The organism is Bacillus sp. LM 4-2 (assembly GCF_000978495.1).
Taxonomy (GTDB): Bacteria; Bacillota; Bacilli; order Bacillales; family Bacillaceae; genus Bacillus; species Bacillus subtilis.
Genome location: NZ_CP011101.1, coordinates 846,526 through 866,967 on the forward strand (window position 1 = coordinate 846,526; position 20,442 = coordinate 866,967).

At 45.8% G+C, this 20,442-nt stretch carries 20 protein-coding genes and 1 pseudogene; 13 read left to right on the top strand and 8 right to left on the bottom strand.

Annotated elements, in window-relative coordinates:
* Positions 1–15: 15 nt before the first annotated feature.
* Together bslm_RS04220 and corA are read right to left on the bottom strand one after the other, a co-directional pair.
* Entirely contained in the window at positions 16–876 is an 861-nt protein-coding gene (locus tag bslm_RS04220) for an NAD(P)-dependent oxidoreductase (protein ID WP_046380859.1), read from the bottom strand.
* A gap of 98 nt (positions 877–974) precedes the next feature.
* Positions 975–1,934: a magnesium/cobalt transporter CorA gene (corA, locus tag bslm_RS04225; RefSeq protein ID WP_003233650.1), complete on the bottom strand. Its 960-nt coding sequence runs from the start codon at positions 1,932–1,934 to the stop codon at positions 975–977.
* A 117-nt stretch (positions 1,935–2,051) separates the two neighbouring features.
* Between corA and bslm_RS04230 the strand changes: the two genes are divergently transcribed.
* The 12 genes and pseudogenes from bslm_RS04230 to bslm_RS04280 all read left to right on the top strand — a co-directional run bounded on the left by bslm_RS04230 (position 2,052) and on the right by bslm_RS04280 (position 14,856).
* The gene (locus bslm_RS04230; protein ID WP_046380860.1) at positions 2,052–2,915 is read left to right on the top strand and encodes a DNA-3-methyladenine glycosylase family protein; all 864 of its coding nucleotides are present in this window, start codon (positions 2,052–2,054) and stop codon (positions 2,913–2,915) included.
* A gap of 113 nt (positions 2,916–3,028) precedes the next feature.
* Positions 3,029–4,429, top strand: coding sequence for a 23S rRNA (uracil(1939)-C(5))-methyltransferase RlmD (rlmD, locus tag bslm_RS04235; RefSeq protein ID WP_046380861.1), 1,401 nt, complete (start codon positions 3,029–3,031; stop codon positions 4,427–4,429).
* Between the two features lie 606 nt (positions 4,430–5,035).
* The gene (locus bslm_RS04240) at positions 5,036–5,302 is read left to right on the top strand and encodes a YfzA family protein (RefSeq protein ID WP_009966802.1); all 267 of its coding nucleotides are present in this window, start codon (positions 5,036–5,038) and stop codon (positions 5,300–5,302) included.
* 736 nt (positions 5,303–6,038) lie between these two features.
* On the top strand, positions 6,039–7,016 hold the full coding sequence (locus tag bslm_RS04245; RefSeq protein WP_015715509.1) for a tRNA dihydrouridine synthase: 978 nt from the start codon (positions 6,039–6,041) through the stop codon (positions 7,014–7,016).
* 192 nt (positions 7,017–7,208) lie between these two features.
* Complete coding sequence (locus bslm_RS04250; protein WP_019712688.1) at positions 7,209–7,661, top strand: DUF6884 domain-containing protein; 453 nt, start codon at positions 7,209–7,211, stop codon at positions 7,659–7,661.
* Between the two features lie 67 nt (positions 7,662–7,728).
* A pseudogene (locus bslm_RS21630) lies at positions 7,729–7,818 on the top strand (hypothetical protein); the annotation flags it as partial.
* A 231-nt stretch (positions 7,819–8,049) separates the two neighbouring features.
* The gene (gene acoA / locus bslm_RS04255; RefSeq protein ID WP_015252546.1) at positions 8,050–9,051 is read left to right on the top strand and encodes an acetoin:2,6-dichlorophenolindophenol oxidoreductase subunit alpha; all 1,002 of its coding nucleotides are present in this window, start codon (positions 8,050–8,052) and stop codon (positions 9,049–9,051) included.
* Positions 9,052–9,054: 3 nt separating this feature from the next.
* Positions 9,055–10,083: an acetoin:2,6-dichlorophenolindophenol oxidoreductase subunit beta gene (gene acoB, locus bslm_RS04260; RefSeq protein ID WP_046380862.1), complete on the top strand. Its 1,029-nt coding sequence runs from the start codon at positions 9,055–9,057 to the stop codon at positions 10,081–10,083.
* Positions 10,084–10,096: 13 nt separating this feature from the next.
* Positions 10,097–11,293, top strand: coding sequence for an acetoin dehydrogenase complex dihydrolipoyllysine-residue acetyltransferase (gene acoC, locus bslm_RS04265; protein WP_033883268.1), 1,197 nt, complete (start codon positions 10,097–10,099; stop codon positions 11,291–11,293).
* A 20-nt stretch (positions 11,294–11,313) separates the two neighbouring features.
* Positions 11,314–12,690 (top strand): acetoin dehydrogenase complex dihydrolipoyl dehydrogenase, encoded by a 1,377-nt coding sequence (acoL, locus tag bslm_RS04270; protein WP_029317474.1) that lies wholly within the window; start codon positions 11,314–11,316, stop codon positions 12,688–12,690.
* Between the two features lie 115 nt (positions 12,691–12,805).
* Positions 12,806–14,623, top strand: coding sequence for an acetoin dehydrogenase operon transcriptional activator AcoR (gene acoR / locus bslm_RS04275; RefSeq protein ID WP_046380863.1), 1,818 nt, complete (start codon positions 12,806–12,808; stop codon positions 14,621–14,623).
* Positions 14,624–14,676: 53 nt separating this feature from the next.
* Positions 14,677–14,856 carry a small acid-soluble spore protein H gene (locus tag bslm_RS04280; protein ID WP_003233621.1) on the top strand — a complete coding sequence of 60 codons (180 nt, stop codon included), beginning with the start codon at positions 14,677–14,679 and terminating at the stop codon, positions 14,854–14,856.
* Positions 14,857–14,891: 35 nt separating this feature from the next.
* Here the strand turns inward: bslm_RS04280 and bslm_RS04285 are convergent, their stop codons facing one another.
* The 6 genes from bslm_RS04285 to bslm_RS04310 are packed head-to-tail and all read right to left on the bottom strand — an operon-like array spanning position 14,892 to position 18,734.
* Positions 14,892–15,221: a YnfA family protein gene (locus tag bslm_RS04285; protein WP_010886445.1), complete on the bottom strand. Its 330-nt coding sequence runs from the start codon at positions 15,219–15,221 to the stop codon at positions 14,892–14,894.
* 49 nt (positions 15,222–15,270) lie between these two features.
* Positions 15,271–15,813: a YfjD family protein gene (locus bslm_RS04290; protein ID WP_033883271.1), complete on the bottom strand. Its 543-nt coding sequence runs from the start codon at positions 15,811–15,813 to the stop codon at positions 15,271–15,273.
* A 9-nt stretch (positions 15,814–15,822) separates the two neighbouring features.
* Complete coding sequence (locus bslm_RS04295; protein ID WP_003244496.1) at positions 15,823–16,380, bottom strand: YfjD family protein; 558 nt, start codon at positions 16,378–16,380, stop codon at positions 15,823–15,825.
* Positions 16,381–16,411: 31 nt separating this feature from the next.
* The gene (locus bslm_RS04300) at positions 16,412–17,179 is read right to left on the bottom strand and encodes a hypothetical protein (RefSeq protein WP_024571964.1); all 768 of its coding nucleotides are present in this window, start codon (positions 17,177–17,179) and stop codon (positions 16,412–16,414) included.
* Positions 17,180–17,190: 11 nt separating this feature from the next.
* Positions 17,191–18,414, bottom strand: a complete 1,224-nt coding sequence (locus bslm_RS04305; RefSeq protein WP_003243998.1) for a hypothetical protein — start codon at positions 18,412–18,414, stop codon at positions 17,191–17,193.
* Positions 18,415–18,419: 5 nt separating this feature from the next.
* Positions 18,420–18,734, bottom strand: coding sequence for a WXG100 family type VII secretion target (locus bslm_RS04310; RefSeq protein WP_046380864.1), 315 nt, complete (start codon positions 18,732–18,734; stop codon positions 18,420–18,422).
* 335 nt (positions 18,735–19,069) lie between these two features.
* On the opposite strand from bslm_RS04310, the gene glvA reads away from it, so the two are divergent.
* Positions 19,070–20,419 carry a maltose-6'-phosphate glucosidase gene (gene glvA / locus bslm_RS04315; protein WP_017696475.1) on the top strand — a complete coding sequence of 450 codons (1,350 nt, stop codon included), beginning with the start codon at positions 19,070–19,072 and terminating at the stop codon, positions 20,417–20,419.
* Positions 20,420–20,442: the final 23 nt, after the last annotated feature.

A 20,442-nucleotide genomic window follows, 5' to 3' on the forward strand; every position in this document is an offset into this window, starting at 1 on the left:
TGGAGAGGCTTTTCTTTATTTTATACATTTAATCAGTGCGGCCCAGTCCAGATCCCCGAAGCCTTTCTCAATCCCGTTTTCAAAATGGCTTTTGGCCAGCTCGGCAAGAGGAAGATTTGCAGAAACCCGTTTTGCGGCGGCGAGTGCCAGGTTGGTATCCTTCAGCCCTAAAGACATTTTGAAGCCGGCCGGCTCAAATTTCTGCTCGGCCATAATGGTTCCGTAATTTTGATAGACTGGAGAACCAAAGAGCGCGCTGGCGATTTCTAAAAATTGTTTTTGTTCTAAGCCGTATTTCTCCATCATTAAGAAGGATTCAGATAACGCCTCCAGCATGGACACAAGCAAGAAATTGATGCTGATTTTGGCTGCATTTGCCGTCTTGCTTTCTTCGCCGACGTCAAATACCTGCTGGCTGAGGCTGTCGAGCAGAGGCTTGGCGGTTTGCTTCGCTTCTGCCGGTCCTGCTGTTATGATGCGAAGCGCGGCTTTGGCTGCGGCATCCGGTCTGCCAAGGACAGGAGCGGCGAGAAAAAATTGTCCTTTCTCTGCATGAGCCGCTGCGAGCTTTTCTGAGAACTCAACACTGATTGTGCTCATCGAGATGTGAATGCCGTTCTCTGCTAATCCTTCAAGCAGCCCGTCTTCTCCGAATGTCACGGTGCTGACAGAATCATCATCTGCAAGCATTGTGATGACAATATCAGCGGACTTTGCCGCCAGCCGCGGCGTATCAGCTGCCTGTGCGCCTTCTGTGACAAGGTCTTCTGTCTTTTGTTTCGTCCGGTTATAGACAGTCAATTCGTAGCCTGCTTGAAGAACATTTCGGGCAATGGGCTGTCCCATATTGCCGAGTCCGATGACAGCAATTTTCAATCTAATCACTCCCTGAATATTTTTTCCATTATAAACAATATGAACAGAATATGCATAGCGATCGGCTTACAACAAAAAAGAACAGCTGCTCGCTGTCCTCATTTAAAAATATTGAACCATCCTTTATGTACAAACCAAATCAGCATTCCAATCACAAGCGCGGCCATCAGGCCAAGTACAGCGAAATATCCGTATTTCCAATGCAGTTCCGGCATAAAGTCGAAGTTCATACCGTATACACCGGCAATAAAGGTGAGCGGGATGAAAATGGTTGATACGATCGTCAGTGTCATCATAATCGCATTCATCCGGTTTGAGTTTAGCGTCACGTAGCTGTCACGCAAGTCGGACGTCATGTCACGGTTGGATTCCACAATTTCAGACAACTTTAACAAATGATCATATATGTCGCTGAAATAGGCTTTCGTTTCCCGTTGCTCTTTCACATGGTCAAGGCTTAAAATCCGATAGAGCAAATCACGCATCGGGATAATCGTCCGTCTCAAATGCAATAGGTCTGTTCTGAGATCAAACACCTCGTTCATCAGCGTTCCATACGTTTTGTGGGGACGGCTTTCTTCAATTTCATTCAGCCGGTCTTCAATTTTATACACGAGAGGAAAATATTCATCAACAAGCTGATCCATGATCATATAAGAAATATGCCCGGGCCCTTTTTTCAATATGTCCGGTGAAGCATACAAACGCTCCCGGACTTTAGCGATACCGGGCGTTTCGTGTAAATGAAAGGTGACGACAAATTTTTCGCCTTGAAAGATATCGACTTCCTCCGTCTCAAGTGTTTCCTTATTCAGCGCATGAATCACGTAAAAACGATAGCCGTCATAATGGTCAAGCTTCGGCCGCTGCATGTGCTGGAAGCAATCCTCAATGGCAAGCGGGTGAAAATGAAAAAAATCTCTCAATAACGCCGTTTCCGTATCCTCCGGGCCGTAAAAATCAACCCAGTACCATGCAATATCAGGCTGTTCCACTCGTTCGATTGGTATATTTTTCAGCAGCTGATGCTCTGTTGTGATTGCGGTAATGTTGATCATAAACAACCCTCCACCTGCCATTATATCATGCGGTCTTTATGAGAAAAGTATACGGTACTCTCTGCCTAATTCAAGCGGCATGTTATACTGAACAAAAACGGAAAAAGGGTGGATCTCATGTGGAAGGAAAAAGTATCTGTCACGCCTCCGTATCATTTTGACCGCGTGCTGGACAGGCTGTCTTTAGACCCCCTCAATGCTGTTGATCGAGAGGCGAGGGAAGTCCGTGTGCCAATCAGAAATCAAGCGGGGGACGTATGTATTGTAAAGGTACAGGCGTTAGGCCATGCGGGCGAGCCTGAGTTCCTCGTCAGCGGGGAAACGGATCAGGGAGAAATGATGAAGGAAATCAAGCGGATTTTTCAATGGGAAAATCATTTGCAGCACGTTCTGGATCATTTTTCAAAAACGAGCCTGTCCGCCATTTTTGAAGAGCATGCCGGGACGCCGCTTGTTCTGGACTACAGCGTGTACAACTGCATGATGAAATGCATTATCCACCAGCAGCTTAATCTTTCCTTCGCTTACACGCTAACAGAACGATTTGTTCATGCGTTTGGCGAGCAGAAGGATGGCGTGTGGTGCTATCCAAAGCCGGAAACGATTGCGGAACTTGATTATCAAGATCTGCGTGATCTGCAATTCAGCATGAGAAAAGCGGAATACACCATTGATACATCAAGGATGATCGCAGAAGGCACACTCAGCTTGTCACAGCTGCCGCATATGGCGGATGAAGACATTATGAAGAAACTGATCAAAATCAGGGGTATCGGCCCGTGGACCGTGCAAAACGTCCTCATGTTCGGACTTGGCCGTCCCAATTTATTCCCGCTTGCCGATATCGGCCTCCAGAATGCCATCAAACGCCACTTTCAGCTGGACGATAAGCCGGCAAAGGATGTCATGCTGGCGATGAGCAAGGAGTGGGAGCCTTATTTAAGCTATGCGTCTTTATATTTGTGGAGGAGTATAGAATAATTCGTCTGACAATGAAGGAAATCCTGCAAACGTGTTATACTAGAAAGATGTGAAAAAACCATTTCACTTTCTGCCATCCGCAGAAAGCTTCATATAGAAACGGAGAGAACAACGTGAACCAACAAAAGAAACAGGCGCCCGTCGAACTGAAGGTCGGACAAACTTTTCCGCTGACGATTAAGCGTCTCGGCATTAACGGAGAAGGTGTCGGCTATTTTAAGAAAAAAGTCGTCTTCGTGCCCGGCGCGCTTCCTGGCGAAGAAGTTGTTGTGCAGGCCACAAAGGTCCAGCCGAAGTTTTCGGAGGGCCGCATTAAGAAAATCCGCAAGGCATCTGAGCACCGGGTGGCACCGCCTTGCCCTGTTTATGAACAATGCGGCGGCTGTCAGCTTCAGCACCTTGCATACAGCCAGCAGCTTCGGGAAAAACGCGATATCGTCATTCAGTCTCTTGAACGCCATACGAAGTTTAAAGTTGAAAACATGGAAATCAAAGAAACGATTGGCATGGACAACCCGTGGAATTACCGCAATAAAAGCCAATTCCAGATCGGGCGCTCGCAAAGCGGCAGCATCATCGCCGGCTTATACGGCCTTGATTCTCATGACATCGTTCCGATTAAAGACTGTATCGTTCAGCATCCGGCAACGAACAAAACAACAGGCATCGTCCGCCGCATTTTAGAGGACTTCAATGTGTCTGTTTATAATGAAAGAAAACGAAAAGGCGACGTTCGCACGATCGTGACGAGAGTCGGCTTTGAAACAGGCGAAGTGCAGGTCGTGCTTGTAACCGCAAAAGAAACGCTTCCGCACAAGGAAGAAATCGTCAAAGCGATTCAAAAGCGATTGCCAGAGGTCAAATCCATTATTCAGAATGTAAACGGGGCGAAAACTTCAGTGATTTTTGGCGAGAAAACAAAACCGCTCGCCGGAAAAACAGTAATTCAAGAAGTGCTCGGCGACGTATCTTTTGAATTGAGCGCCCGTGCTTTCTTCCAGCTCAATCCGGAACAGACCGTCAAGCTGTATGATGAAGTGAAAAAAGCGGCGCGGCTGACCGGAAAAGAAAAAGTCGTTGATGCGTATTGCGGTGTCGGCACTATCGGCATGTGGGTGGCGGACGGAGCGAAGGAAGTCCGCGGCATGGACGTCATCAAGGAATCGATTGACGATGCTAAGAAAAACGCCAAAAAACACGGCATGGCAAATGCCACATACGTAACAGGAACAGCCGAGCACTGGCTCCCGAAATGGACGAAAGAAGGCTTCCGCCCGGACGTCGTCATCGTAGACCCGCCAAGAACCGGCTGTGACAGCACGTTCCTGGACACGATCAAACAAGTCAAACCGAAACGCTTCGTCTACGTTTCCTGCAATCCATCCACGCTTGCGAAGGATTTGCAGACGCTGTCGAAGGACTATCGCGTGGACTATATTCAGCCTGTCGATATGTTTCCGCAGACGGCGCATGTTGAAGCAGTGGCGAGACTTGTATTGAAATCGTCTAACTAAAATAAACAATACCTAATAAGACCTGGATTTCGGTAAAATAAACAATTCCGATTTCCGGGTCTTTTTCGTGCGCAGCCCTTGTCCTGACTGTCTTTTCCCAATTTTATCTTCCTTCTCATTCTCGGAGATCTTTATTTTAACTGGCGAAAAGAGTTGAAAAAACGTGTTGAAAAGCGGGTGAAAAAAAGCGTTATTTAACCGGAAAAATATCCTCCCAGTATGATTAAAATACATGAGTAAAATGATGTAAAATCATAGATATATTTTCATAATTTGTAAAAATATATATTGACTTGCAGTTATTACGTGTGAAATATTGATGATAGGAATATAAGGAAAGTATGGCGTATATCATTTCAAGAGTCATTCGATGTAAAAAGTTGAAACATTGTAATAAATGAAAGAGGTGAAAATGATGGCCAACCCCATTTTAAAATGCATAACGTATGAGCACTACAACAATTAAATAATAGTGCCGAGACGATAACAACTATTACAGTAATACCTACAATGGTTATATCCTTGCGACAATCATGCTTCATAATATAATGATTTTAGATTGACACTTGGCTAAAAAGTATTGCAGAGAAGGAAATGGATAATTAAATGGATAAAGTATATAAAAGAAGTTGGTTTCAAACATTTTTGGCATTTTTAGTATCTCAGCTTTATTTTAATTTTGTAGAATTAACGGGATGGGGTCCTAAGTATAGAGAAATGAATGGATTCCCAGCAAACATAGTTGAACTAGATTTCTTTCAAACATATCTTTCATTCTATGATAATCCATGGTTTAATATTATTACTGTTTTCTTGGGAGTTTTCACTATTATACAAATAATTACAGGGATAACAAAGGATATTCGAAATTAAAGCAATAACTTCTGATGCCTTATTTAATGATGAAAGAAAATGAACACTTTCTTAATTATCTTATGAGTGAAGACTGCGACATTTAGTCAGCAGTCTATTTTATTGGTTCTGGATCAGGATTACCGAATTATAACCCTATACAAATATATAGTAGGTTGCCACTTGCTGCGTTGGTTATTTTCTAAATCATGAGCAAATCCCAAATGATTCAGATTGAAGTTCTTGAATTCTTTTAAATAAGGATTTATTTTCTCTTCTCATCCTCTTTACTCCATGTGATTCACAAGTGGTAGCAGCTTAAGTAGAGTTTTTTTTATTCTCTTGAGTACTCAGTTATACCACCCCCAACTCAATTTGCTTTATCTCTATTAGTTTTTCCGCAAATATGATATAGAGATACGGATATGGTGTAGTGTTAAATATCTTATCTTCAATAACAGGGCAATTATTTTGCGTTGGTAATATGGAGAACTCATATGATATTCTATTTAGGTTGGAATCCTTTTTATCCAAAAGTTCAAAAGTAAGGCCACTAAGAAAGACGAAGGTCAGCGCGAGTTAACCACAATATAAAAAATAGGGTAGATAATTATCCCACGTGAAATGTTCAAAATTTACTATAGATTGATAAGAAATGCTTTCGCATGCGATAAGTGTAAAAAGAAGCATGGTCAGTTTTTTAATATTGAGATACAGGTCTAGCTGTATCCTCTAATGAAAGGATTTGATTTTTGTTATGACAGAAAATTTCTGGCGTGAATTGCCACGGCCATTTTTTGTACTGGCACCAATGGAAGATGTGACAGATGTTGTTTTCCGGCATGTAGTAAGTGAAGCAGGCAGACCGGATGTGTTTTTTACAGAGTTCACAAACTCAGAGAGCTATTGCCACCCGGATGGGAAGGATAGCGTGCGCGGCCGTTTGACTTTTACAGAGGATGAACAGCCAATTGTGGCCCATATATGGGGAGATAAGCCTGAAAACTTCCGTAAAATGAGTATTGGCATGGCAGAGTTAGGATTTAAAGGACTAGATATCAATATGGGCTGTCCTGTGCCTAATGTGACACAGAACGGTAAGGGAAGCGGTCTTATCCGCCGGCCGGAAGTTGCAGCAGAGTTAATACAAGCAGCAAAAGCAGGGGGATTGCCCGTAAGCGTAAAAACAAGACTTGGTTTCACGGATGTAGACGAATGGCGCGAGTGGCTGACACACATACTGAAACAGGATATTGCCAATCTTTCTATTCATCTGCGCACAAGAGCAGAAATGAGCAAAGTAGATGCGCATTGGGAACTCATCCCGGAGATTAAGAAACTTCGTGACGAGGTGGCACCAGATACATTGTTAACAATAAACGGGGATATCCCTGACCGCCAAACTGGCTTGAAACTTGCTGAACAATACGGTGTTGATGGAATTATGATTGGGCGTGGTATTTTTACAAATCCATTTGCCTTTGAAAAGGAGCCGAAAGAGCATAGCAGCAAGGAATTGCTTGATCTCTTAAGGCTGCATCTGGATCTTCATGATAAATATTCAGCATTAGAAGCCCGTCCGTACAAGCCTCTTCCTCGCTTTTTCAAAATTTATCTCCGCGGGTTCCGAGGGGCAAGTGAATTAAGAAATCAATGCATGAACACAAAGTCAACAGATGAAGTGCGTGCATTGCTCGACGACTTTGAGAGAAAGTATCTTGATGGGATAGAGTAACTGCAGTGCTTGATTCAAAAAAGGCTAACAAAATAAAGGGATTTTTACACAATTCTTGACTAAAATACCTGGATTTTCGGTAAATCCGGGTCTTTTTTGTACGCAGCTTTACTCAGCCTGTCTTTTCTCTAATTTATTGTAAGAAAATAATGGTATATTTAGTGGAGATATCTTATAAAGGGGGAGAGAAAAATGAAACGGCTATGCATCATCCCCTGCGGCAAGAAAAAAATCTGGGACGTCCAGCCTGATGCCGGGCCGGTAAGAGCAGAGGACGCTTATCTCAGCCCGTTTCATCAGGCGTGCGAGCGGTATGCGAAAGCATTTTTCGATGAGTGGGTGATTTTGTCGGCGAAGCATGGCTTTCTTCGCCCTAGTGATCTCGTTTCGGGAAATTACGATGTCACTTTTGGCACCGGTCATCCGGAAATCATGACAGCGGACGAGCTAGGCCGTCAATTTCACGAAAAAGGCTTTTCTGATATCGAAGAGCTAGTCATGCTTGGCGGAAAAAAATATCGAAGCATTCTAAACGCCGTCATCGGAGAACACCAGCATATCAGCTGGCCGCTATCATCTTACAAAGGCATAGGCTATATGCTCCAAGCGCTGAACCGGGCTGTTGAAGAAAAGCATGAACTGTAGCACGCACATATGAAGAAAAGAGTGGGATCATGTGTGCCAGCGGGTTATCAAAAACAGATGCCGAAAAGATGGCGGTATCGGATATGTCAAATATTCAATTGATTTTCTTTCAAAAGCAGCTATTCAGTCAAACGATGCAGAGGAACTAGGAAGTTAAAAAGATTTCCAAGGAAATAAATACGTCGATCATTGTCAAAGGCCGGGTGATATCCGGTCTTTTTTTTGCATGCTGTAAAACGAGACAAATGAATCAGTTTGAGACAAAACGAGACACACGTCTCAAACTGTCTCCAAAGTGAAGACGAGAAGACTGATTTTACGGGCTCAAAAGACTGGCACACTTCTTGCATTTTTAATGGTGAACCCTAAATAGAAGGAGGCGCACAAAATGGAATTGTTAAAACGAGAGGGCTTGTCATTAACTGAGGAAAAAGCGCTGTGGATGTACCAAAAGATGCTGGAGATCAGGGGCTTTGAAGACAAAGTGCATGACCTGTTCGCCCAGGGAGTGCTTCCCGGATTCGTTCATTTATATGCCGGTGAGGAAGCCGTGGCTGTAGGGGTGTGCGCTCATTTACATGATGGCGACAGCATTACAAGCACCCACAGGGGACATGGACATTGTATCGCCAAAGGCTGTGACCTGGACGGCATGATGGCGGAAATTTTCGGGAAAGCGACCGGATTGTGCAAAGGCAAGGGCGGTTCTATGCACATTGCGGATCTTGATAAAGGCATGTTAGGCGCAAATGGAATCGTCGGGGGCGGCTTTACGCTCGCATGCGGATCAGCGCTCACGGCTAAATATAAACAGACTAAAAATGTAAGCGTTTGCTTTTTCGGGGACGGGGCAAATAACCAAGGCACCTTCCACGAAGGGCTGAATTTAGCGGCTGTATGGAACCTTCCTGTCGTATTTGTTGCTGAAAACAACGGCTATGGCGAAGCTACCCCATTTGAGTACGCATCAGCCTGCGATTCAATCGCCGATCGGGCGGCTGCTTATAACATGCCGGGGGTGACAGTTGACGGCAAAGATATTTTAGCAGTTTACCAGGCAGCCGAGGAAGCGATAGAAAGAGCAAGAAACGGCGGCGGCCCGTCTTTGATTGAATGTATGACCTACAGAAACTACGGCCATTTCGAAGGAGATGCCCAAACCTATAAAACGAAGGATGAAAGAGTTGAGCACCTTGAAGAAAAAGATGCCATTCAAGGTTTTAAAAACTACCTTTTAAAAGAAACAGATGCTAATAAGCTGTCAGACATTGAACAGCGTGTCAGCGAATCGATTGAAAAAGCCGTCTCGTTCAGCGAAGACAGCCCATATCCAAAAGATTCGGAGCTGCTGACAGATGTGTACGTGTCATATGAAAAAGGAGGAATGTAAGAGATGGCGAGAGTCATAAGCATGTCAGACGCGATCAATGAAGCAATGAAGCTTGCGATGAGAAGAGACGAAAATGTGCTTTTGATCGGTGAGGATGTCGCCGGGGGAGCGGCGGTCGATCATTTGCAGGATGATGAAGCATGGGGCGGTGTATTAGGGGTCACAAAGGGACTCGTACAGGAATTCGGGCGTACAAGAGTGCTGGACACTCCGATTTCTGAGGCGGGCTATATGGGTGCGGCTATGGCTGCGGCATCAACCGGTTTGAGACCGATTGCCGAGCTGATGTTTAACGATTTTATCGGCACGTGCTTTGATCAGGTGATCAACCAAGGGGCGAAATTCCGTTATATGTTCGGCGGAAAAGCGCAAGTGCCGATTACCGTCCGCACCACATACGGAGCAGGGTTCCGGGCCGCTGCCCAGCATTCACAAGCGCTGTATGGCCTTTTCACGAGCATCCCTGGACTGAAGACGGTTGTTCCATCCAATCCGTATGATGCCAAAGGTCTTCTGCTTGCAGCAATAGAAGATAATGATCCGGTGTTCTTCTTTGAAGACAAAACGTCCTACAACATGAAGGGCGAGGTGCCGGAAGATTATTATACAATTCCCCTCGGAAAAGCGGATACCAAACGCGAAGGCAATGATGTTACGCTCTTTGCAGTCGGCAAGCAGGTCAATACTGCGCTTGAAGCGGCTGCACAGCTTTCAGAAAGGGGCATCGAAGCCGAGGTCATTGATCCGCGCAGTCTGTCCCCTCTGGATGAGGATGCGATTTTCACATCGTTAGAAAAAACAAACCGGCTGATCATCATTGATGAAGCCAATCCGCGATGCAGCATTGCCACGGATATTGCTGCGCTTGTCGCTGACAAGGGCTTTGATTTGCTTGATGCGCCGATTAAACGGATTACAGCGCCGCATACACCGGTTCCGTTTTCACCAGTGCTTGAAGATCAATATTTGCCGACACCAGATAAAATTGTCAGCGTCACGCTTGAATTGCTTGGCGAGCCGGCAATGAATTAAAGGGGGAACACAAATGGCGGTAAAAGTAGTGATGCCAAAATTGGGAATGGCCATGAAACAAGGGGAAGTATCGATATGGAATAAAAAAGTAGGCGACCCGGTTGAAAAGGGAGAAAGCATTGCCAGCATTCAATCGGAGAAAATTGAAATGGAGATCGAAGCGCCTGAAAAAGGAACGCTGATCGATATCAAAGTGAAAGAGGGAGAAGAGGTTCCGCCCGGCACAGCTATCTGCTATATCGGGGACGCCAATGAGTCGGTGCAGGAAGAGGCGAGTGCGCCTGTTGCTGAAGACAATATGCCGCAAGCCGTTCAGCCCGTCAAACAAGAAAACAAACCCGCAGCCTCCAAAAAAGATCGAATGAAAATATCTCCAGTCGCCAGAAAAATAGCAGAAAAAGCAGGATTAGACCTAAAACAACTGAAAGGAACTGGACCAGGCGGACGAATCGTGAAGGATGACGTAACAAAGGCTCTTGCTGAACAGAAAAAAGATCAGGCAAAGCCTGGTTCGGAACAGAAAGCGCAGGAAATCCCGGTGACAGGCATGAGAAAGGTCATCGCTGCCCGAATGCAGGAAAGCCTGGCAAACAGCGCGCAGCTGACGATCACGATGAAGGCTGATATCACTAAGCTTGCCACTCTTCAAAAACAGCTTTCATCAACTGCGGAAGAGAGATACGGCACAAAACTGACGATCACTCATTTTGTCTCAAGAGCCGCCGTTCTCGCTCTGCAAGCTCACCCTGTGCTGAACAGCTTTTATCAAAATGAGCGCATCATCACACATCCCCATGTACACCTTGGTATGGCTGTAGCCTTGGAAAACGGCTTAGTGGTGCCTGTCATCCGCCATGCTGAAAAGCTATCGCTGATTGAACTGGCTCAATCAATCTCAGAAAATGCCAAAAAAGCACGCGAGGGACGTGCGGGAAGCGAAGAACTGCAAGGCTCTACCTTCTCCATTACAAACCTTGGCGCGTTTGGAGTTGAGCATTTCACACCGATACTAAATCCGCCGGAAACAGGCATTCTCGGCATCGGAGCAAGCTATGACACGCCGGTGTATCAAGGGGAGGAGATCGTCAGAAGCACGATCCTGCCGCTCAGCCTGACATTTGATCACAGAGCGTGTGACGGCGCCCCAGCCGCTGCATTCCTGAAGGCGATGAAAACATATTTGGAAGAACCCGCAGCATTAATTTTATAGGAAAAGCAGGTGAAAACGACATGACATTAGCCATTATCGGCGGCGGACCTGCAGGCTATGCGGCTGCGGTCTCCGCGGCACAGCAGGGCAGAAACGTGCTGCTCATTGACAAAGGCAAGCTTGGGGGGACCTGCCTGAATGAAGGCTGCATCCCGACAAAGTCTTTGTTAGAAAGCGCAAACGTTCTTGATAAAATCAAGCATGCCGACAGCTTTGGGATCGAACTTCCGGCAGGTGCGATATCAGTCGATTGGAGTAAAATGCAAAGCCGAAAACAACAGGTTGTCAGTCAGCTTGTCCAAGGCGTACAGTACCTAATGAAGAAAAATCAAATACAGGTTGTAAAGGGAACAGCCTCCTTTCTTTCTGAAAGAAAGCTCTTAATCGAAGGAGAAAACGGAAAAGAAATCAGAGAGGCGGACCAAGTATTGATTGCCTCCGGATCAGAGCCAATCGAGCTGCCTTTCGCTCCGTTTGACGGCGAATGGATCATCGACAGCAAAGACGCGCTTTCTCTTTCCGAGATTCCGTCTTCACTAGTCATTGTCGGCGGCGGTGTCATCGGGTGTGAGTATGCAGGGCTGTTCGCCAGATTGGGATCGAAGGTGACCATCATTGAAACAGCGGACCAGCTGATTCCGGCTGAAGATGAAGATATTGCCCGTCTCTTTCAGGAGAAACTTGAGGAAGACGGTGTCGAAGTGCATACTTCATCCAGATTAGAGCGGGTGGATCAAACGGCCAAAACGGCAATATGGAAAAGCGGTCAGCGAGAGTTTAAAACGAAGGCCGATTATGTGCTGGTGGCGATCGGCAGAAAACCCCGTCTTGACGGATTACAGCTGGAACAGGCTGGAGTTGATTTTTCTCCAAAGGGCATTCCGGTGAATGGGCACATGCAGACGAACGTGCCTCATATTTACGCGTGCGGAGATGCTATAGGGGGCATTCAGCTGGCGCATGCCGCTTTCCATGAGGGCATCATCGCTGCTTCTCATGCTTCCGGAAGGGATGTCAAAATCAATGAGAAACATGTGCCGCGCTGCATCTATACGTCCCCAGAAATCGCGTGTATCGGAATGACAGAACGACAGGCAAGAAGCATTTACGGCGATGTGAAAATTGGCGAATTTTCTTTTTCCGCAAACGGCAAGGCGCTCATTAAACAGCAAGCGGAAGGAAAGGTCAAAATCATGGCTGAACCGGAATTCGGCGAAATCGTGGGTGTCTCGATGATTGGCCCGGATGTAACCGAGCTCATCGGCCAAGCGGCAGCGATCATGAATGGTGAGATGACGGCAGATATGGCGGAGCATTTTATCGCCGCCCATCCGACTTTATCGGAAACATTGCATGAGGCGCTGTTAAGCACGATCGGCCTTGCGGTACATGCATAATAAAGGAAAAAGCAGGCGCATGGATATAAGGCGCCTGCTTTTTTATTGTTGAAAGCGCTTTATTTTTCCCCTACAATAGATGAAAACGGCGTGTAAGGGAGGAGCGATCAAGGAAATGAATTCGGTCCCAAACGATTTGCAAACCTGGAAACGTTTTGTGAAAGACGGTGTGCTTGACGAAGCCCGATTAAGAAAACGGATTGCAGAGTCATGGCATCGCTGCAAAAAAGCTGAGGTCAATCCTTATTTAGAAAAAGGCCCGAAGGTTTTACAGCAAACGGAGCTGGATCAGCAGTCAAAAAAACATTCATTCTTCTTGACGACCGCAAAGCCTTACCTCGAAAAACTGCTGCCTGCCATAAAAGAAATGGAAATGATGGCGCTGCTAATTGATTCAGACGGTGTTGTTCTGGCATTGGACGGCCATCCCCGCGCGCTCTATGAAGCCAAACGCATCAACTTTGTCGAAGGGGCATGCTGGACGGAAACGGCTGTCGGAACAAATGCGATTGGCACGGCGCTCCACATCAGCGAGCCGGTTGCGATACAAGGATCAGAGCATTACTCCATTGCTTCCCATCTTTGGAACTGTTCAGCCGCTCCGATTCACCATGAGGATGGCAGCCTTGCGGGTGTGATTGACATATCGTGTCCGGCGGCAGGCGCTCATCCTCATATGCTCGGTATTGCCTCTGCGATCGCCTATGCAGCTGAACGGGAACTCGCAGCTAAAAGCCGTGAGAAAGAGCTCGAGCTGATCAGCCGTTTTGGAGAGAGGGCTGCATCCAGTGTGCCGATGGTGCTATGCAATAACAAGCAGCACATCATCAGTGCGAGCATACCGATTCGAACCTCAATGCCTGATTGGCAGGGCCGGCACCTGTATGAGTTGAAAGAACGGGGCTACTCAATCGAAAAAGCTGTCACCATAGGAGATGGCGGCACTTGTTTTTATCTTTCGGAACAAAAGAAAAAGAAGGTGTTCCGATTCAATGGAGTGATCGGGAAAAGCGGCCGATCGCAAGCGATGCTGATGAACCTTGAACGTGCAGCTGCGGCAGATGCAACGGTCTGTTTGTCGGGCGAAACTGGTACGGGAAAGGAAGTCGCGGCTCGCGCTCTTCATGAGAACAGTGAGAGACGTCACGGTCCGTTTGTTGCTGTCAATTGCGGAGCGATTCCGTCTGATTTGATTGAGAGCGAACTGTTCGGCTATGCAGAGGGCGCTTTTACGGGAGCGAAACGAAATGGCTATAAAGGCGCCTTTCAAAAAGCAAATCAAGGCACATTATTTTTAGATGAAATCGGAGAAATTTCCCACTCGATGCAGGTTGCACTTTTACGGGTGCTTCAGGAACGCAAGATAACGCCAATCGGCGGGACGAAAGAAATTCCGGTTGATATCAGAGTTATTGCCGCCACACATTGTGATTTACGCGAGCTTGCCGAAAACGGAAAAATCAGAGAGGACTTGTTTTACCGTCTTCATGTCTATCCAATTGAACTGCCTCCATTACGCGATCGCACCGAGGATATCCCGGACCTCTTTGAGTACTACAAACAGAAGAATCATTGGCCAGGCGAACTTCCTTCTGATTTTTGTCATGTGCTGAAGCAATGGAAGTGGCCGGGAAATATCCGTGAGCTATTTAATGTGTTTGAACGTCTTTCCATCAGATTTCCGGAAGGCGGGCTTGGGGATGAGCCGCTTTCCGCTTTACTGGAAGCCGCTGGACTGCCGGTCAGCACTGCAGAAAAACAGCCCGCTGCTGCCGGCGTGCTCAAACTTCGTGAGCAAATCCAAAAGGATATGATGATCAAAGCGCTTGAATCTGCAAAAGGAAACGTCTCTCAAGCTGCCAAAATCAGCGGGATTCCCCGAAGCACTTTCTACAAACGCCTGAAAAAATTCAACTTGTCCGCTGAATCGTAAAGCATACTTCCTTCAGGAAATGGAAACGTTATGTATTGAAGGAGGGTGTTACGATGAATATTCAAAGGGCGAAAGAAATAGTAGAATCTCCCGATATGAAAAAAGTAACATATAACGGCGTTCCTATATACATTCAGCACGTGAATGAAGAAAACGGAACAGCAAGAATTTATCCGCTTGACGAACCGCAGCAGGAGCATGAAGTGCAGCTGAACAGCTTAAAAGAGGATTAAACAAAAATGGCCCGCTTCATAAGCAGGCCATTTTGTTATCCGCGCGGCGCAAATAAAATAACACAGACACCGATGAGACAAATGAATGCGCCGATCCAGTCATACAGATCAGGTGTTTTCCGGTCAACAAGCCATCCCCACAGGACCGCAAGCACGATAAATACTCCGCCATAAGCGGCGTATACACGGCCGAAAGATGGGAAGGACTGAAACGTCGGAAGAATGCCGTATACAATGAGGATCAGCGCCCCGGCGATTCCATAGCCGGCTGGCTTTGCCTCTCTCAGCCATAGCCAAACCAGATATCCGCCGCCAATTTCGGCAAGCCCTGCCGCGAGAAATAAAAGAATGGTAATCAGCATCATGAGCACTCCTCAATTTGCATTTATCTTTCATTATAGAGGAGGAGAGCTTTTAAAGCTTCGGATGATTCTCAAATTCCTTCAAATACGCTTTTCGCTGAACCTCTGTAAATTGGCTGATCCAATTGTTTTGAGCCTCTTCATTCAAATGGGGAAGGACATAGCGTTCAACCGCTTCGAAAAACAGCGGATTCGCGATGATGTTCCAGGTCGGGATGCGAACGATTTTCCCGTCTGTTTTCTCGATGATAATATCCTCAAAAAAGATCCCTTTCAGACTGTATTGGTGACGTCCCATATAAAGCCGCTTCACCTCGGAAAACAGCACGCTGCGCTTTCTCGAGAAGATCTCGCCACTAGGTCCGGTCTTTATGCTGAAAATGACATTTCCACGGCTTGTGAACGCAGGAAAAGCCATAAAGAATGTGATCAATCCATAAATTATCGCCAGTAATCCGCCGCCCAAATAAAGCAGGGCATATTTAGATTCAAACGTGAGGGCTTCAGACACCAGCCAGACTCCCACAATAAAGGCGCCCCCTGTAGCGAGGAACAGCCAAGCCTTTAGAAACATCATGCTTTTTACTTCAATCATGTGCTGCCCCTAAAGCTTCGGATGATTCTCAAATTCCTTTAAATACGCACTGCGTTGGATGTCTGTAAACTGTCCGATCCAATTGCTTTTCGCCTCTTCATTCAGATGGGGAAGGATATAGCGTTCAACCGCTTCGAAAAACAACGGATTCGGAATGATGTTCCAAGTGGGAATGCGAATGGTCTTCTGATCAACGGTTTGGATCAATATATCTTCTTGGAAGATTCCTTTTAGACTAAATTTATGGCGGCTCATCTCAATTTTCTTGATATCAGTAAACGTAACAGACACTTTGTCAGTGAACACTTCTCCATTTTTTCCTGTCTTGATGCGGAAAATGGTATTTCCCCGCGGGGTGAAAGCCGGAAAGAAGATGATAAATAAATATAAACAAAACAAAGTGAACAGAAAGCCAGCAGGAATGGCTAATAGGTAATATTTCGTTTGAAACGTAATACCCATATAAAAGAGCCACAAACATGCTAATCCCATACCGGCAGATCCGACAAAAGCCCATATTCTCAGGAACATTTTGCTTTTGACTTCAATGATTTCTTGGTTTTTCAATGCTTTTCTCCTTTTGTTAATTCAATTCTTATCATTGTGAAATGATTTGATTTACAACATCCTTATGAGCAGGGAGGATAGAAAATTCATTCTGGGTGATGCCTGTGACAAGCCAAGTATGGTGGGCCCCCGGCAGGACAAATGCCATGTCAGCCACTTCAGGAGTGTTATCTTTGCCATATGCCAGACGCATAAGTGTATCCATTTTCCCTTTCCGCAAAGCCAAATCATTTGTAAATCGGGTAACGTCCTCTTGGTGGTCATGTTTTTCAAGGAACTCTTTTAGATATGAAGGGTTGTCTGAAGCGCCCTCCAAGAGTTTTTCAAATTCATTTGATGTCAATGTCACAATCGATTCTCTTTTATCCTCTGTATCTATTATATGTAAAAACTCATCTGTCTTAGCAAGTAACCCTTCACTTGATTCCATTTTTGTAATGCGATGGACTTGTTCATCAAAAAGGAGTTCGTGAGAGTAGGTGCCGAATTTTGATACATGGCAGGACACATTCTGTTCGGCGCCTTGCCCGTTAAATTTAGAAAGCTTCACTGTATAGTCAGCGTCGTTTAATACATGGATAAACGGACAGTACTCGTCCTTTAACCGATATTGATGGTTCCGATATTCCGCTGCATCCTTAGCTAAGAGTGAGCGGCAAGCTGCTTCGAACAAAGCGCCGAGCTGTTCATCTTCTATTTCCGGAAAATAGGCCTGCTTCAAGGCCATCCCCTGTTCAAAAAACCCTTCGCTGTAAAAGCAAAATAAGAGTTCTTCTATGCTAATTGTAAACTGCTTCATTGTTTATTCTCCTATCCAAATGAAAATTTCCCTTTAAGGAAATGGGTTGCGCCGTGTATAAGCGAATCCGCTGTTTTCTTTGCTTTTTCCATTCCTTTTTTCGCGCTGTCTATCCCTTTATGTATCGATTTATTCGCCGCATCTATGCCGTCATTCACTGATTTGACGACTTTGCCGGCTGATTCCAGCCCTTTTTTGGCTGTATCAACAACAGCATGGATCGGTTCTTTCAGCTTTAAGGCTGCTTTTTCAGCAAAACCGGCTGTATATTTGGCGATTTGTTCTCCGACGACTCCGCCAATGTATGAACCTGCTGCCCCAAGAAGGACAGTACCCACAGGTCCTGCAAAGCTTCCGATTGCACCGCCGATGACAGCACCAGCTGTGGCACCGCCGGCAACAAAAATCGTATTATTCACAGCATTCCCGACGGCCTTGGCGTTTTCACGCTTGAGAACTTCCGGTTTATCCTGGTATTTTGCATAATTTTCAGCAATTTTCACGCCTGCTCCGAATGTTTCGGTCGCTCCGGTAATCAGTGTGGCGGTAATGGCATTTCCTTTCGCGAATCTCAAGCCCGTTTTTCCCACATCCTTCAAAGTGGAGCGTACGCCGGCTTCATTAAGAAATCCTTTTGTGTAGCTTCTGACGCTGTTTGAAAAATCCACCGTGTCCTGAGGAAAGTATTTTGTAAACTTTTTATGTACCAAATCTGAAAATGGACGGTTTGTCTTTTTCAACAAATATTTAGGATTCAAAAGCACTCTTGCCGCTTTTTGATAACGTGAGCTGTCAACGGCCCTGGAAATATCCAAGAGCAGTTTTGAGTGCTGGGCTGTATGCAAGCCGCTTGGTTGTTTCACAAATTTCGTAAGCCCTAATCCGTAATATTTTCCCTGCGTCAGCATAAGAGCGGTTAAGCTTGTCATCGTACCGTATTTGTCGTAGGCATTGTAGAGCTTTCGCAAAATATCATCTTGTTCCACAAATTTATCGCCTGTTTTTCTGATGAAAATCTCATTGTCACTCAGCTTAGTGACGAGCGCCTTTCCTGAGCTCCACGCATCGCCCACTCCAGAAAAACAGCTGCTGTAGCGGGGATCGCATTGCAAAATCATCTGCCCCAGCTCCACATGCAGGTCCTTATATTTGTTTTCCATATCAGTTAATTCAGTGACAACATCATTTGCAAGCTGTTCGAGCTTATCCGGATCAACTGCAATGTTTCCTGACACACCGTTCACCTCCCGAGTTTATGTCTTTCCTCTCTTGCTTTACGCTCCAGTTCTTCCATTCTGGCAATTTCAGCTTTTCGTTCTTCTATTTTGACAGCGGTAGCCTTCAGCTCTTGGCTTGTTTCAAGCAGCTCCTGTTCGAATTGATCGTAGGCGGCTTTCGTTTCCTCGAAATCCTGGTCAAACGAATCTCTTGATTTGCCCTGCCAAGCATCTCCCAATGCAGATAACCGGGATTCAAGCAGCATTTTGGAGCTTCTGACCTCTTCTGCGGCCGCACTGTACTTGTTTGCCAGCTCAATGACTTTATATGAGTCCAACTTTTGTCCCCTGCCTTTTCTAAATTCACGCACAATTGGATGTTTTATATAAATGATTATAAATAATTCGGCATGTATCCGAATCGTACAAAAGAACCTTTTCATAAGAATTGGAAGGGCGTATATTCACTTAAAATTCACAGTTGGTGAGACTTTAAGATTACAAAAAAGGTAAAAAAAACAAATCCCTCAGACATAAGGCAAATGAGAAATTTCCCGCTCTATGGGAAAAAACACTAAAGTTGATCAAATGACCTAAGTGCGCCAAACGTGTTACGGGACGGGCTATCTCATGGTATAAATGGAATTGTAAACGTTATCAAGGAGGTCGTCATATGAAGAAAAAATCATTCTCAATCGTAATAGCGGGCGGAGGGAGCACTTTCACTCCAGGGATCGTACTCATGCTCTTGGACCATTTGGAGGAGTTTCCGATCAGAAAGCTGAAGCTGTATGATAATGATAAGGAGAGACAGGATCGAATTGCAGGCGCCTGTGACGTTTTTATCAGAGAAAAAGCGCCGGATATTGAATTTGCAGCGACGACTGACCCGGAAGAAGCTTTTACAGATGTCGATTTTGTTATGGCGCACATCAGAGTAGGGAAATACGCGATGCGTGCGCTTGATGAGCAAATTCCGTTAAAGTACGGAGTTGTCGGCCAGGAGACGTGCGGGCCGGGCGGGATCGCATACGGTATGCGTTCGATCGGCGGTGTGCTTGAAATATTAGATTACATGGAAAAATACTCGCCTGACGCGTGGATGCTCAATTATTCCAATCCGGCGGCAATTGTGGCTGAAGCTACGAGACGCCTTAGACCGAATTCTAAAATTCTCAATATCTGTGATATGCCGGTTGGGATCGAAGACCGGATGGCGCAAATTCTTGGCTTATCCTCAAGAAAAGAAATGAAGGTCCGCTATTACGGATTAAATCACTTCGGCTGGTGGACATCAATTCAGGATCAAGAGGGCAACGATTTAATGCCGAAGCTGAAGGAGCATGTATCTCAATACGGCTATATTCCGAAAACAGAGGCTGAAGCGGTGGAAGCGAGCTGGAATGACACATTCGCCAAAGCGCGTGACGTGCAGGCCGCAGATCCTGATACACTGCCGAATACGTATTTGCAATATTATTTGTTCCCGGATGATATGGTGAAAAAATCAAATCCGAATCATACGCGGGCAAATGAAGTGATGGAAGGGCGCGAAGCTTTTATTTTCAGCCAATGTGACATGATTACACGTGAGCAGTCCACAGAAAACAGCGAAATCAAAATCGATGACCACGCATCATATATCGTTGATCTTGCCCGGGCGATTGCCTACAACACAGGTGAAAGAATGCTGTTGATCGTTGAAAATAACGGCGCAATTGCGAACTTTGACCCGACTGCGATGGTCGAGGTTCCATGCATTGTCGGCTCAAATGGGCCTGAACCGATTACCGTCGGCACCATTCCGCAATTCCAAAAAGGGCTTATGGAGCAGCAGGTATCCGTTGAGAAGCTGACTGTTGAAGCGTGGGCGGAGAAATCGTTCCAAAAGCTGTGGCAGGCGCTAATCCTGTCAAAAACAGTGCCGAACGCGCGTGTGGCAAGACTCATTCTCGAGGATTTAATGGAGGCCAACAAAGGCTTCTGGCCTGAGCTTGATCAAAGCCCGACCCGTATATCATAACTGAAATTCCCCCATTTTCGAAT